The following is a 16,351-nucleotide window of genomic DNA, read 5'->3' on the forward strand; positions in this document are numbered from 1 at the left end:
AGATATCGTATTTTGAAAACTATAGCCCGAAGGCAACGGTTTCAATTCTGTTCTGGATTAATCTTGCTATTTTACTTTTAACGGAATACTTTTCAACCCCGCATCATCAGAAGTTCCTCCGTAAAAGATGGTATAATCGCCGGGTTTTGAAACCAGATCATCTGCTTTTTCATCATAGAAGGCAAATGAGTCTTTGGAAAGTGTCAGCTGAATATTTTTTGTTTCTTTAGATGTAATCAAAGTTCTTTCAAAAGCTCTTAAAGTTTTTACCGGTGCCTGGGCATCATTATTTCTTTTGATATAGACCTGAACGACTTCTTCACCATCCCTTTCTGAAACATTGGTTACGGGAACTGTAATTGTAACGTTTTCGTTGGTACTGATCGTATTTTTACTCAGTTTTGAATCTCCGTAAACAAAGTTTGAATAACTCAGACCGTGCCCGAACGGATAAAGAGGTTTTTCCGTCATATAACGGTATGTTCTTCCCTGCATATCATAATTCTCAAATCCCTGATGTTTGCTTGTCTTTGAAAGGGAATTGTCCAGCTGTTCAATATTTTTATAAAAGGTAACGGGTAATTTTCCGGAAGGATTATAATCGCCTGCCAAAACATCTGCTACAGCAGTTCCTCCGGATTGTCCGCCATACCAAGCATTCAATAAAGCATCATAATTTTTCTCATCCTGTTCCAATCCCAGAGCGCTTCCGGTACAAAGAACAAAAACAACAGGTTTTCCGGTTTTTCTCAGCTCCGCCAACAGGTCCCGCTGAACTTTAGGAAGGGCAATCGAAGTTTTGTCACCTCCTCTGAAGCCTTCTGCATTCACCATCATTTCTTCACCTTCCAGACTTGGTGAAAGTCCGCCTGCAAAAACAATAACGTCTGCATTTTTCACCTTTTCTCTCACCGAAGCAAAATTAACAGGGTCTTTTCTGTAGACCTCAAAGCTGATGCTTACATATTTTCCTTTTTGTGTATGACGCAGTTCTATCTGGTATTCTTTTCCTTTTTCCATTTTTACAGGAAACTCTGAAGGATGTCTTGCATCAGGCCCTTTCCTTGTTGCGATTTCTTTTCCGTCCACGAAAAGTGTATAGATATCAGAAGTGGAAGCAGAAAACACAACCTCTCCTGTATAGGTACTTTTAAAAATCCCTGAAATCATAGCTGAGGTATTTTCTCTTCCTACATTGGGTGCCAACTGGGTTCCTCCAAAACTGTTGTAACTGATAGTGGTTGAATTTACGGAAACATTAGCCGGCTGGCCTTTGAATTCATTGTTATTAAAAAACGTTACTTTCATTCCTTTCGCGCCGTTTTTCTGACTGATGAAATTCTGATAGAGTGAGGTTCTGGACGAAGGATCTGTTACGTCGCTTCCTTTTTCGTAGATAATTTCAGCATTTGGGAATTTGGTTTTGATTCCTTCTAAAATCGTTACAATGGAAGAAGGGGTTCCGTTATAGTTTCCTAACTGCATCAATCCGTCATCAGCATTTGGTCCTACAACGGCAATTTTTTTAATACTTCTGCTGAGAGGCAGAATATTCTTTTCGTTTTTCATCAGCACGATTGATTTTTGTGCCATTTTCAGTGCCTGCTTTTTATGTTCTTCAGAATCGACTACAGAATACGGAATGGTATTCCAGTGAACGGAAGATTTCGGATCAAGCATTCCCAGCTCAAACCAGCCTTTCAGGATTCTGCGCATTGATGCATCGATATCCTTTTCGGTAATCAGTCCGCTGGCCAGAGATTTATTCAGATTGTTATAAGTATCTCCACATTCCAGATCCGTGGAATGTTTCAGGGCATCTGCTGCGGTTGTTTTTTCGTCAGGATGGGTGCCGTGGTATTTTTTCTGAAAGAAATCGGCCAGTGCCCAGCAGTCTGAGACTACCATTCCGTCATACTTCCATTTTCCACGGAGAATTTCTGTAAGTAAAGTATTGTTTGCACAACACGGCTGGCCGTCAAAAGCATTGTAGGCACACATTACTTCTCTTACATTTCCCTCCTGAACCAACGCTTTGAAAGCGGGCAGATAGGTTTCATACAGATCTCTTTTTGAAATTTCTGCATTATAGGAATGGCGGTTCCATTCCGGTCCGCTGTGTACTGCAAAATGTTTGGCACAGGCATGGGTCTTAAAATATCTGGGATCATTTCCCTGCAGGCCTTTTACTGCTGCAACGCCCAGGACAGAGGTAAGATAAGGGTCTTCACCATAGGTTTCCTGGCCTCTTCCCCATCTCGGGTCGCGGAAAATATTGATGTTGGGTGTCCAGAAGGTCAGCCCTTCGTATCGTCCTGTTTTTTGAGCTTCATCAAAAGACCTGTTGTATTTTGCCCGTGCTTCATCAGAAATCATTTCAAACGTTTTAAAATGTTCCGGAACATCCCATGTGGCTGCCATCCCGATTGCCTGAGGAAAAACAGTAGCCGTACCTGCTCTTGCCACCCCGTGAAGTGCTTCATTCCACCATCCGTAGGCAGGAATTTCCAGACGGGGAACTGCCTGGGAGTTATCCATCATCATTCCTATCTTTTCTTCTGTTGTCAGTAAAGAAAGAAGGTTTTCTATTCTTTCATTAACCGGAAGATCCGGATTCCTGAACGGGTATTTATAATGGCTCTGAGCAAATAATAAAGATGCAGCCAGTGTTGCATATAGGGTTAATATAAGTCTTTTCATAAATAGTATGGTTTCAATAAAGTCCTAAAAACTTTGTGGCTTTTGCGGTTAATAATTTCTAACCACGGATTTTCACAGATGACTCTGTCTATTTTTTATGCTTATCTGTTTCAATCTTTATTTTTAATCCATCATTGTTGGATATTGATAAAGCCGGCATAAGCTAGTCTTATGCCGGCTTTGGATTCAGTTTACTCTTTGACAAATTTTTGTTTTACCACCGCATTATTTTTATGAGTAACCTCAATAAAATAAATACCGGCCGGGAAATCTCCCACATTGATATGATTTTTCCCTGAATTTATTTTCAATCCTGACCTGATCACACTTCCTCTTCCATCAAAAATGGTAGCAGTTGCTTCCGAAAAATCAGAATCAATAAAAAGATCTGCTTTTACAGGATTCGGATATATTTTAACTTGCTCTTTTTTAGCTTCAGCAAAAATGTTTCTGACACTTAAAGTTCCAAAACTTAAAGGAAGAACGTTGGCAGAATAGGTATTTTCTTCTGTAAGATAGGCTTTGAAAGAACCTATTGCAGGCTCACTTCCGGCAGTTACTTTATAGAAGCCTGTTACTCCGTTTTCTGTTTTTAAAACATAGGCATTGGCCGGAACTTTGATGCTCTGATAAGCTCCATTCATCTGATTGATCGTGATCGCTTTAGGTGTGGAAACATTTCCTGAGCCGTTGAAAGTAATATTTCCTGTTGCATTGATGATGACCGGAGTATTCGCAGGAATGATCCCGTTTGAAATTGCGGTACAGGTGATATTGCCTGCTCCGGGTGACATCATATAAGCAGTAACTCCAGATGGTATATTGGCCTGAAATGGCAGGATCAGCACATCGTAGCCATTAAATGTACGGCTGTAAGAAGCAGTATTTGCAGTAAAATTAAACGGCACCTGAAAATCCATACCCTGGCCGGAAAGGACAAGATTTGAACAGGCTGTACCTGAAATCACATTATTGGCAGATGAACTTACATTGGAATTCACATAATAGATACTGTTGGTATTGGCACTCATAGGCTGCCAGTTATTGGAGGAAGTAACCCCTGCTGCAGTTCTGAAATCTACTGAGGTATAGTAACCGTTTTCCAATGCATCCATCAGATAGCTGTCACTTGCGGAATAGGTTCCTCCGAATTTGGAAGCAACTTCATTTCCCACATTGAAATAAACATCTCCGAGATTAAGGGTAAGTACAGAACTGTAGTTGGAATTTCTCAGTCCTAAAATTCCTTTGCAGCCGTCTGTAAGAACCTGTCTTGAAATATCGAATGTGATATCAAAATTTCCTCCCTGCGGAAAATTAATCTTCCCATAATTATACGATTTTGTTACGCCCTGGCTGTTGATATAGTACAAGGTTGTATTGTCCGAATAGCTTTGTCCCGCTGTTGTATAGCTGTTTACATGCAGGATAAGCTTGTTGTACCTGTCATTAAGCTGAAGATATCCGTTAGCCGCTGTCATATTATTGCTGATAAGAGGACTTGGATTGGAGAACGTCATCGTTGTGTTACTGATATTGAATCCTGTACCAAATGCTGCACTGGTGGCCGTCTGTGTCTCAATTTTATTATAATGAATATCGCCTCCGGTCATTAAAGAAGCAGGTCTGTCGCTGCTTTTATTAAAAACAAAAGTCATGACACTGGAAGGGCTGATATCAGCAGTAGGCCGGAATGTTGCTGTACTCAAAGAAATAGGTGTGGTGACCATATTGGATTGTGTATTGGTCAGGATTTTTGTTCCTGAAGTCGTGTAGAAAGGCAGGTCAACCTTCAGGCTATACGTATTCTGAGAAGGGTTGATGACCATAAGAACCACCTGATTACCATCCTGGGAAATATAGGAAGAACCTTGTAAAACACCGGTTTTGTCATCCCATTTCGCTTCTATTCTTGTTTTTCCTGTGGTGTACTTGGCATAATGTGAAAGGATATAGCCTCTTTTGGTCATTACGCCTGAAGTAGTTCCATAGGTTCCGTCACCCATTAAGCCATAATACCTTTTGGCAGAATAATGGATCCATGCATTGATATTTCCCAATAATGCATTGTTGACGCTGCTGGCAAAAGTAAATGCATCTGTATTCCAGCTGAAATCTCGTGCCGGCTGGGTAGATGAAGAGTTCCAGTTGATCAGATATTCTGTCTGCCAGATTTCTTTATTATAATTCTGGAATTGTTTGTAGGTAGACTGGATGAGTCCATACTGATGGCCACCATACACTTCAAAATTAGCCATTGCTGCAGGATCCAGCAAAGCACTGGCAAAATTATCCGTAAATCCAACGCTTTCCGGGGCAATCACTTTACAGTTGATGAGCTGTCCGTAATTCTTGATAAAATTGGTAATTTGTGCAGGTGTCCAGATACATCCCTGATACTGGGCCATTTCATCCGGTTCGTTTTGAATGGAAATATAATCAAGCTCTACTCCATTGCTCTGAAGATAGGTAACAAAACTGTTAAGGTAAAGCGCATAATCCTGATAATTTTCCGGCTTTAAATAGCCTATCTGCTGTACTCCGTTGGCATCCGTATACACAGCATTGACATGATTGTTGGTTTTCCAGGCTGCAGGCATAGTCCACGGGCTGGCAAAAATAGTGAGCCCCATTGATTTGGCAAGCTGCGCTGTAGCCAGTACAGAACTCCAGTTGTTGCTGTTTTCGGGAATATAAAGTCTCATAATATTATATCCGCCTTCACTGGAAGCTCCCCAAAGTGTCTGAATCTCTGATGTTGTCATATGATTATAAGCAAACTGAGGACTACAGACAAATCCCCCGAATCCTTTTATTTTCTGATAAGGAATATTCTTATCAATTTTTACGGTAGTAAGCTGTCCGTATAGCATACAGCTGAAAAACAAACATATAGAATGAATGGTAACAAGGGTTAAAAGTTTTTTCATAATATTTTGGTTTAAATATTTGTAATTTTGAGTGTAAATAATTGAAATAAAACTGTATTTCAGATTGATGAGTTAAGATTAGTGCTTCATAATTAAAGTGTTGTTTGTGATAAGTATTTGGTCATTTAGTGAAGCATTTCACTTTCCGGGGCGCCCAGGTAAGAAGGTTTTAAACCTCCGGTGTTGATCAGTATTTTTTCCAGGACAATTCCGGGCTCGAGCACCCTAAACCGTAAAGTATGTTTTCCTGACTGCGGAACCGAATGTTTGGTAACTGATTTAATAATATGTTCAGACTGCCATTTTCCCAATTCTCCTTTATAATGGCCATTGAAATTCACAACCTGTGCAGGCTGATCATCAAACGAAATTTCGTACCGGAGCCCTTTATTGTGATTAAAATTTAAGGTAGGTGCTAAAAGAAGTTCAACCTCAAATTCCCCTTTGGATTCAAAGTTAATATCATATTCCAGCCAGATATTTTCATCAATTTTTGGATAGGCATTCTGCGGAAATGTTGTTACTCCGGATTTTGTTTTTCCGAAATCTGGAATCACTTCCCAATGGATTCTGTCTGATTGCTGCTGCCTTGCAAAGTTTTCTGCTTCTATGGACACATAACCCTCTTTCTCCTGAAATACTTTTTCTTTGGGAACCTCAGCTTCGGAAATATAGGTGACTTCGGGCATTATATTTTCTTTCCCGTCTGCCCAGCTTTTGTACCCAATCCTCATCTGATCCATCATATGTTTCCATTTCCCTCCGGCGATCACATTATTGTATTGATGGTCCAGATAGGCGTTTCTTTCAAAACATGCCTTCACTTTATCCGCGTAGAAATTGGCTTCCGGATCTTTTTTTGCTGCCAGTTCCCTGTTTTTTGCTACTGCATAGTACATTTCATACAAATTGCTGCATGCATCGATAGGATAAAGAACCAGCTGATAATAAGCATCCTGGTATTCAGCAGGAATCTGCTCTTTTAAACGTAAGGCTTCTACTGCCAGAGCCCTGTAATCATTTAAAACCGTTTCAAATTCATGATAATTTTCCAGGCTGTACGTTTTGCTGTCAAGAGTCTCGGGTGTTACCCTTTTGTTGTATTTGGAATAGAGATTAATCATCCTGGCAATTTCTCCGGCGTGTTTTGTATCGAACTGCTGAGCAGCCCATTTCTCAGTATATTCCAAAAGGTTTTTAGCGTTAAACTGCTTTGGATTCCAGGCCATTTCCAGGAAAAAGCTGATCGGAAATTCCATGGGTTTTAAATCTCCTACATTCACTACCCAAAGCTTATCCACCTTGTGTTCATAAGAAAGATTCATCTGTTCCCAGACTCTCTGGATAGGACTGATGTTGATCCATTTGGAGTTTCTCGGTCCGCCTACATAATCGAAGTGGTAATAGATTCCATAGCCTCCTTTATGCAAAGGTTTCGAAAGATCCGGAAGCTTTCTTACATTCCCCCAGTTATCATCACAGAACAGCAGGATCACATCATCCGGAACCCGCATTCCTTTATCATAATAGTCCTGAACTTCTTTATACAATGCCCAGACCTGAGGTGTTTTCTCAGCTTTTTTCCCGGTAACCTCAGCAATGATCTTACGCTGGTCTTTTACGATTTTTTCCAGCAGGGAAATATTGGTTCCCTCTCCCATTGCTTCATCACCATCGCCTCGCATTCCTACTGTTACGAGCTTTTCCCAGTTTTTGCTTCTTTCGAGGCCTGATTTCCAGAATTTCTGTAAAACTTCCGCATTTTTAGCATAATCCCAGACATTGGGGAGGTTATTTTTTTTGATATACCTGTGCCAGTCGGTTTGTGCCAAAGCCATAGGCTCATGGTGAGAAGTTCCCATGACAATACCCATTTCATTCGCTAACGGCCCGCTTAGAGCGTCATCGTCATAGAATGCTTTCCCCCACATTGCCGGCCAGATATAGTTTCCTTTAAGACGCAGAATCAGTTCAAAAACTTTTTCGTAGAACTTACTTTTTACTCCGCCAAATGTAGCTCTTGCCCAGCCTCCTAGCGAAGGTTCCTCATCGTTAAGGAAAATACCGCGATACTCTACAGCAGGCTCACCATCGGTATAAATTCCTTTTTTAAAGTATAGATTATCTTTTTTTTCAACCGGAACGTCTGCCCAGTAATACCATGGTGAAACACCTATCTGCTGGGACATTTCATAAATCCCGTAGATCGTTCCTCTTTTATCACTTCCCGCAATCACAATGGCTTCAGAAACTCCCGGAAAAGGATTGCTGACATTCTGAATGATATATTTTTCCCTTTTCCATGTTAATGCTTTTCCATCAAGCTGATTTTGCCTGATTAAATCATCTACAACTGATTTTGTCCCGACAGTTCCGATTATAATTAAAGGAGACTGCAATCCTGAAGCCTGGTCAAGAATAACAGGCTGCTCTCCTGTCACTTTCTGAAAATCAGTCTGCAGGTTTTTCACAGCTCTCATAATCCCCTGATCTATTCCGGAATTGGTAAAAATCGAAAGATTGAGCGCCTTTTCTTTTAAAACAATATTTTCGTTTTTTTTCTCAGTGCTGATGAAGGGCTCTGTTGCAGTAATCTGTAAAGAAAACCCAAGCAATGTGACAAGAAAAAATATTTTTAGATGATTCATAATCAGTTTTTTAATTTTTAAAAACTTTGTATTCTTTTTATTCAATTCAAACCTTATAGGTTTACTCCGGTTAATTTTTCATAACAAAACCTCCCTGCGGCTGCATTTCAATGCTGAAATCTCCTTTTACGCTTACTTTTACTTCTTTCTCTGAAGTGTTTCCTTTTGCATCATCATTGATAAGTTTTACGGTCTTCCCGGCCAACATCGGAAGCTTTATTTTCAGTTTTTGGGATTGTTTCTCAGCATTTACACCAGCTACATACCAATGATCTGCATGTCTTCTCGCAACCACTGCATATTTCCCGGGATAGCCTTCGATAAAAACCGTTTCATCCCAGAGTGTCGGAACTTCTTTCATGAAGTTGAGCTGAAATTCCGGTGCATCGGTAAGATTATTCGGCATTACAGCAAACATCTGAACCGGGTTCTGAAACAGTACTGCTGTAGCCAGCTGAAAGCCATCCGTGGTATGTCTTTTATTTTTATCCCTATTGGATTCCGTTAAGTATTTATTGAGAAAAGTTCCTCCGAATTCCATACTTCCCACCGTATTTCTGATGAAAGGATGAAGTGTGGCAAAAAAAGCTTCCTGCTTACGTACATCTTCTGAAAAATAGAGCATTTCTGAGGCAAGAACGGCTTCGCTTCCTGCATAATTCGGATACATTACTTCCCAGCCTCTCGGTACAGTAGCTCCATGGAAAATAATCGTTAATCCATAATCATTGGCATCTGACAGAATATCTTCATAAAGACGCATGGTTTCCTGTTTGTCTCCTCCGAAGAAATCCACTTTCAGACCTTTTACTCCTGTTTCTTTCAGCCATTTCATTTCCTTTTTACGCTCAACGGATGAGCTCATTTTATTTCTTGGTCCCATGGGTGCATCATTGGCTGCTCCGTTGGAATTGTACCAAAGCAATACTCCTACATTTCTGGATTTTGCATATTGAATAAGTTCTTTCATACGGTCCTTACCTATATTTTTATCCCAAAGCGCATCCATAAGAATAAACTGATATTTCAGTGCTGCAGCAAGATCTATGAATTTCACCTGATCATCATAGTTCATACTTTTGTCCTGCCAGAGAATCCAGCTCCAGGTAGATTTCCCGAACTGATAATCCTGTGAAGGCTCATACATCGGATCTACTACATCAAAAGGGATGGTGGTTTCTACGATGGGCTTCAATGAACTACCCACCGTAATGGTTCTCCACGGTGTTTTTCCTGGAAGTGACACTGCTGCTCCGGTACTTCCAAAACCATTATTTTCAGCAATGTTCGGATAAGCTATTTTGTAAAGGCTTTTTTCTGCTGTGGTTTCAAGATGCGAGGCACAATACATACTGTTCACTCCTGTCTCGGAAACTAATACCCAGCCCCCATTTCCGATATGGAAAAGACCAGGGAAAACGTAGCCGTAATCAGATGGCATTCCCAGTTCTGCATCAGCTTTATAACCGCTTTCATAGCTTGGTGCCGTGCGTGCAAAACCTGTCATGGGTTTCATCATGGGTGAAAGAAAAGTAGTGGTCTGTGACGGGAATCTGTAACCAGTAGTTTCCGACTGTACCACCACGCTCAGCCTTTCTTTCATCGGTGGAATATTGTACCGGAAAGCAATATTGTTGTTGCTCACCTGAAATTCAATGCCTATTTGATGCTGGTCTGCATTGGTGAAATGAACCGTTAAGGTGTTGGCGTTATAATTAACTTCAGATTTTTTGATTTTTCCGTTCGTGTATTTCTTAGAAACTGCATCTTTTTGGCTGTCGGTAAATTTCAGACCCTTTGAAAAATCGGATTCATTGGTTATCAATCCCAAAGGAGATTTTTCAAACATTGTTTTTCCCTGAAGGATCACATTATACATTGCTTTTCCATCTTCTGAAAAAACATGAAGCTTTAATTGACCATCAGGACTTGAAACTTCCGCTACCTGTGCAAAACTCTTGCTGATCAGAAGGAAGCTGAATACGATATATAAAACTTTTTTTCTCATAACTCATTATTTTCAAGAAAGGTCCAGTAATCGAAGTACATAATATCTGTGGAGGCTTTTCCATTGAATACAAAATACAGATCATGAACACCGGTAATCTTTCCAGCAATCTGAACTTTTACCGTTTCCCAGCGGTCATCCCCACCCGTCATCGGAACCTTTACCGTTGCGGCAACCGGGCCGTTCACAGCATCTAGATGAATGGTCATTGTTACCTCACTGTTATGGGTGGTTCCTACCCTTGCGGAGAAAACACTGGCCCCTTTTTTTCGGAAATCCACATTTTTCACGCTGGTATAAGCGCCATTTTTCTTTGCTTTGATGAAAACACCGGCTGCTGTATTCTGATAAGATTTAACATTTTCTGACCATGCTATCATTTCAGCTTGATTGAATGAGTAAGGATTAACTGCTGCAATAGCTTTTGTAATTCCGTTGGTCATTTTAAACGGCGAAATGGAACCGTCTTTATTGAAAGTAAGCTCTTCCAGACTTACCGATCTTGTAAACCCGCTTCCGCCCGGCAATGCTCCGTTGTGATAAAAGAAATAGGTTTTTCCCCGGAAATCGATAACACCGGGATGATTGGTAAATGATTTTCCTTCAGTGGCCATCACAATTCCTCCATACTTCCAGGGTCCCTGTGCTGTTTTACCTGTAGAATATCCTATGAATTCAGGAAGCGGACCGCCCGGCCAGAAAAGATAATACAGGTTTTTCCTTTTGTACAGCCACGGCCCTTCCTCGTATTTTGAAGGTCTTTCCGGATTGGGTTGCCCATCTCTTTTGCCAAATGATTCTTCGGTCATCGGAACTTCTACAATATTTCCGGAATAGGAAATCATATCCTCATTGAGTTTTACATATTTAAGCTTAGGATTTCCCCAATATATATAAGCCTGTCCGTCATCATCCACAAAAACCGTAGGATCGATATCTCCCCATTCGCTCTGAACGAGAGGTTTTCCCAGCGGATCATGGAAAGGGCCAAACGGACTGTCACCAACGGCAACGCCGATAGCACCCTTGTTATTGGTTTTGGACCACATCGGAACGTACATAAAAAACTTTCCATTTCTTTCTATGCATTGTGCAGCCCAGGCATCACGCTTTGTCCAATCAAAATCTTTATACGAGAGAATCTTTCCGTGATCTGTCCAGTTCACCATATCATTCGTGGAATATACTTTCCAGTCGTTCATGGTGAACCACGTAGAATCGTCTTCATCATGTGTGGTATACACATACAATCTATCATTGTAAACCATCGGTGCAGGGTCTGCGGTATAATTGGTCTGAACAATAGGATTCTGGGCAAATCCCATTGCAGAAAACCCTATTAGCGTAATTAAACTGATATGTATTGTACGGATATTCATAGAATCGTAAATTTGAATTTAAAACTTCAACCTCATATTTATTCTGACTTTAGAATAAGGTTAAGATCTTCCTGGTTTACAGGTTTGAAAAGCAGCTGCGAAAACAGATACAGATCATTTTTCCATACTTTGAAATCATGACCGCCCGGCTCTACATAAAAAATATGCGGAATTTTATTTTCTGTAAGATAGTCGCTTGTTCTTTTGCTGAAAGGCATCAACCTGTCCTGATCTCCGCATGAAATCCAGAGAAGCTTTAATTCCTTAGCTTTGGATGGATCCGGAAGAAGCTGCTGAGGCTCTTTGGTATTCGGAGCAGCGGAAAAAGCTCCTACCCAGCCGAACCTGTCAATATTTCCCAATCCGAAATTCAGGGTCTGTCCGCCACCCATGGAAAGCCCGGCAATAGCCCTGTCATTTCTGTCTTTTTTAACCGGATATTTTTTTTCCACAAAGGGAATCAGATCATTCAACAGATCTTTTTCAAAGGTTGCAAAAGCCTCTACTTTATCTTTTGCCATAACATCGCCGGTTGCCCTGTCATCTTTCATGGCCCGTCCGTTGGGCAGTACAACAATCATTGGACTCAATTTTCCTTTGGCATACAGATTATCCAAAATAATTTGGGGAGTTCCGTTTCTGAACCATTCTTTTTCATCACCTCCAATGCCGTGAAGAAGATATAAAACAGGATAATGAATACCTTTTTTAAATCCGGGAGGGGTATATACCAAGGCTTTACGCGTAGTTCCAACCGTTGCTGAAGAATACTGTATAGTATCAATTTTTCCGTGTGGAATTTCTTTTTTCTCAGTATCAAAATCCTGCGGTACTTTTTTCTCAAACGCCTGTGCAGCAATAAAAACTCCTGGCAGCATGAAACCTAATGCTAATACAACTGACTTATTCATGATTTTTTTATTTGTAGTTTTAACACTTATTATTTTGAATAAAAAAATAATAACGAAGCTGTTTAAACTTTTATATTCATTATTTTAACCACAAAAGGCACAAAAGTTTTAAACACTTAAGTTTTGGGAAAATCTTTGATTTTCATCTTATGTGAACTTTTCTGCAGAATCATTTTAAACTTACTTAGGTGAACTAAAGTGTTTTAAAATGAAAGCTTTTGTGGCTTTTGTAAAGCTTAAACAACTTAACATTTATTTTACCTATTTACAGCAGACTTTTCCCTGCTAATTTTTGTGACTTTTCATTCTCCGGCTTCATTGACTCTGAAAAAATCCACATCTACGAAGCCTCCGGTATTTTTAGTGGCATAATTAAAAACCGCGAATTTTGATCCCATAAAAAATCTCCGGTAATCAAAGATCATTTTGTAGTCTTTTGCCATCTCTGTCCAGTTCTTCTGATCGGTGCTGTAATAAAAGTCTGCCAGATCTTTCCCAAGGTTAAAATTGGCATCGATACGAAGGAAAACCTTATCTGAATTGAGAGGAATCCGCTTTTTCTCTTCTTTTTTAACCCCTGTAATTGCTTTTGTCTTATTGTCCAGGCTTACTTCATTGGTTGAAAAAACAATGAATTTTTCTTGACCTTCCTTCACTATTGACAAGATCCCGGAATCACCGTTGAAAGCACTGAAGCCTGCAACGTCTCCATCTTTCATTCCTTTGAGATCCATCGCGACAACTGCTGACGAAGTTGGGCCTTCCATTCTTTGGGTCAAAGTATTGGGTGCTGCGTAAAGATTGTCTACCACTCTGCTGGTTTTCAGTCTCAGAAATCCTTTTCTTTCGGACAAGGACCACGCTTCATTTACCGGATTATGATTCCATTGCCACTGGATTTTCATTTTTTTACCGGAAAATTCATCACTTTCTACCAGATGATTTTTCGCTTTGAATGGCGGAAGCGGAATTTCTCCTTTCAAGGGAACTTTCCCATTATCTCCCAACACCGGCCAGTCGTTTTGCCACTGAACAGGCAGCAATAGCGGAACACGCCCCACGCCGTTTCTGTCCTGGAAAATAAGAGAATACCAATTCCCGTTTTCATCATCTATCAAAGCGCCCTGACCTGCATAGGAGAATCCTAAAAAATTGTCTTCCAGAACTACTTTTTTCTCGTAAGGACCTGTCACTTTATCTGCTCTGTAGACGACCTGACGGCGTTTCCCGTTTTTCGGCCAGGAAATCATCATCATATAATATTTTCCGTTTCTTTTGATGATCTGGTTTCCTTCAAGAAGTCCGGTTTCCGAAGCATCTTTCTGGAATACCTCAGTTCCATCCGGATTTCCGATAACTTTCTTAAAATCAGGGCTTAGTTCAAAAACTTTGTTGGAAGTGAAAACATATGTTCTGTCATCATCATCAAAAAACAGTGAAGCATCGTGAAAATGCAGTGTTCTTGTGATGAGTTTCCATTTTCCTTTTTCCGGATGATCAGTCACGTAGAAATAAGATTTGAAAGGTTCATCATTCGGAGAGAATAAAACGTAGTATTTCCCTTTATGGTAGCGAATTGAAGAAGCCCATTGGCCTCTGCCGTAAACGGTTCCGTTCAATAAATCATATTTTGAATTGTCATTCAGGGTATCAAAAACATATCCGGACATTTCCCAATGGACCAGATCTTTGGAATGCATTACGGGAGCTCCGGGCATCAGATGCATGGTGGTACTGATCAGGTAAAAATCACTTCCGTTTCTGGTAATGGATAAATCCGGTGCATCTGCCCAAATAATGGGATTGGTAAACGCTGTGCCCTGTTTTCCGGAAGGATTTACCTGGGCTGAGAGAAGATTCAGCCCGATAAACCCCAATAAAGAAACTATATAAGATTTTTTGATTTTCAAAATGTACAGTGATGTTTGGTTTTACTTTTTTTAATTTTAAAAGGAAACACTTCGACAAGCTCAGTGTGACATTGCTGATACTGACTTAATTCGGAACGATATCATTGGAAGAGGTGCTGTACAAACCTATGAGGCTTCCTGTAAAACCTCCAGCTATATCCGTAGAAAGTATATCTCCGGAAACGGATCCTCCAAGATTTTTATAACTCTTACCATCCACAGAATAATTAAAGCTATATTCATCTTTATCTGCTACCACCTGTAGTTTAACCGGCTTGGATAATGAAATCTTCTCGCTGGCGATCAGTTTTGATTCTCCTTTTTCTGTTCTTTCCAATACGATGTAGAAATCTTTATCCTTTTTTGTGATTCCAAAAACATAATTGAATGTTTCACTTTGATAGCAGGTAATTCCTGCCAGCTCTTTTTCTGATTTAGGTTTAAAATCCAAGGTTACAGAGGTTTCAAAATCTTCGTGCTGCAATCTGTGGAATAATGCCGAAACTGGAGCCAACGCTTTGATATTAGTCTCCATAGGATTCACTTTTACGCCATTTTTTGTGGCAGTAATGAAATTCTCACGTGGTCCGCGCATCGCAATCCATCGGAAATCAAGATTTTTATCGGTTAATTTATCGTTATAGGTAAAGTTTCCGTTCGGAAAAAATCCGTTTTGTCCAGTTTGATTCTGAACGCCTTGTGGCATTTTCAATTTTGGTTTCATCGGAACAAGGCCATTTTGGAATACAGGATACGTTCCGCTCCAGTCTACAGGAAGAATGAAAGTTTCACGGCCTTTGGTAACACGGTTGTTTACATTCGGACGAATTGCTAAAAATACGCCATACCATTGCCCGTTCGGACCTTCCACCAAATCTGCGTGACCTGCCCAATCCACTTTTTCCTTTCTGTCTCTGGGAAAATATCTTTGCGTAAGAATTGGATTATTTTTAGCGGGAACAAACGGTCCCTTAGGAGAATCTGCCATAAAAATCACTTCACTATGGTTGCCTCCTGTTCCGCCTTCTGCACACATCAGGTAATATTTCCCTTTGTATTTGTACAAATGCGGACCTTCAATCCAGATTGGTTTTTGAGAAAGGTCGACTCCACCGTTTACGATAATTCTGTCTGAACCTGCGACAACCTGATCTTTTTCCAGATCGTAATCCCACATTTTAATAACGCGGTGTCCGTTGTATTGCTCGGTTCCTTTTGGTGGCGCATCGTTATGAACAATGTAAGCTTTTCCATCATCATCAAAGAAAATAGCAGGATCAATACCATCAAAATTCAGCTTCTGAACTTCGCTCCATCCTTTTGCCGGATCTTTGGTTTTTACAACCATATTTCCGATACCACCCGCAATCTGGGTAGTGATCATATAAAAGGTGTCGTTGTGTTTATTGTATTTGATATCAGGCGCATAGATCCCCTGCGACACACCTCCTTTTTCCACCTTAAGCTGAGAAGGTCTGTCGAGAACGTGCCCTACCTGCTTCCAGTTCACCAGATCTTTAGAAGTGAAAATCGGGACTCCCGGAAACATTGAAAATGAAGAATTTACTAGGTAATAATCTTCCCCTTTTCTGGTAATGCTGGGATCGGGGTAACAGCCCTGAAGAATCGGGGAATAGAACTCGTCCGGTTTAAGAGGGTTGTCATTATATATTTTATCGTTTCCATGGTAAGTAAAGTCTGAAAATGTCTGGGCAGAAATAGAAGTCACTGATAGCAAAGCTGCTGCTGCAATGACATGGGTTTTATTCCTGAGAAAAGCTAAATTCATTATATTCTGTTTCATTGTTATTCTTTTTTATAGTTTTTTAATATTCATTCTTTGGTATCTGTTATTTTTTATAACT

Annotated in this window: 8 protein-coding genes; all 8 read right to left on the reverse strand. The window is 40.3% G+C overall.

Going from position 1 to position 16,351, the window contains the following annotated elements; translation table 11 throughout:
• Nucleotides 1-66: 66 nt before the first annotated feature.
• The 8 genes from ACM40_RS19725 to ACM40_RS19760 all read right to left on the reverse strand — a co-directional run bounded on the left by ACM40_RS19725 (nt 67) and on the right by ACM40_RS19760 (nt 16,290).
• Entirely contained in the window at nt 67-2,700 is a 2,634-nt protein-coding gene (locus ACM40_RS19725; protein WP_048504475.1) for a glycoside hydrolase family 3 C-terminal domain-containing protein, read from the reverse strand.
• 191 nt (nt 2,701-2,891) lie between these two features.
• Nucleotides 2,892-5,630 (reverse strand): T9SS type A sorting domain-containing protein, encoded by a 2,739-nt coding sequence (locus tag ACM40_RS19730; protein ID WP_048504476.1) that lies wholly within the window; start codon nt 5,628-5,630, stop codon nt 2,892-2,894.
• Between the two features lie 125 nt (nt 5,631-5,755).
• Complete coding sequence (locus tag ACM40_RS19735; protein ID WP_048504535.1) at nt 5,756-8,278, reverse strand: glycosyl hydrolase 115 family protein; 2,523 nt, start codon at nt 8,276-8,278, stop codon at nt 5,756-5,758.
• 70 nt (nt 8,279-8,348) lie between these two features.
• A complete protein-coding gene (locus ACM40_RS19740; protein ID WP_048504477.1) occupies nt 8,349-10,286 on the reverse strand; it encodes a glycoside hydrolase family 97 protein in 1,938 nt (645 codons plus the stop codon).
• Nucleotides 10,283-11,665 carry a glycoside hydrolase family 43 protein gene (locus ACM40_RS19745; RefSeq protein ID WP_048504478.1) on the reverse strand — a complete coding sequence of 461 codons (1,383 nt, stop codon included), beginning with the start codon at nt 11,663-11,665 and terminating at the stop codon, nt 10,283-10,285. Before ACM40_RS19745 ends, ACM40_RS19740 begins: the two co-directional genes overlap by 4 nt.
• Before the next feature lie 38 nt (nt 11,666-11,703).
• Nucleotides 11,704-12,576, reverse strand: coding sequence for an alpha/beta hydrolase (locus tag ACM40_RS19750; protein ID WP_048504479.1), 873 nt, complete (start codon nt 12,574-12,576; stop codon nt 11,704-11,706).
• 302 nt (nt 12,577-12,878) lie between these two features.
• Nucleotides 12,879-14,486, reverse strand: a complete 1,608-nt coding sequence (locus ACM40_RS19755) for a glycoside hydrolase 43 family protein (RefSeq protein WP_083996908.1) — start codon at nt 14,484-14,486, stop codon at nt 12,879-12,881.
• An 85-nt stretch (nt 14,487-14,571) separates the two neighbouring features.
• On the reverse strand, nt 14,572-16,290 hold the full coding sequence (locus ACM40_RS19760; RefSeq protein WP_053077134.1) for a glycoside hydrolase family 43 protein: 1,719 nt from the start codon (nt 16,288-16,290) through the stop codon (nt 14,572-14,574).
• Nucleotides 16,291-16,351: the final 61 nt, after the last annotated feature.

This window comes from Chryseobacterium sp. BLS98 (genome assembly GCF_001045445.1).
GTDB lineage: Bacteria > Bacteroidota > Bacteroidia > Flavobacteriales > Weeksellaceae > Chryseobacterium.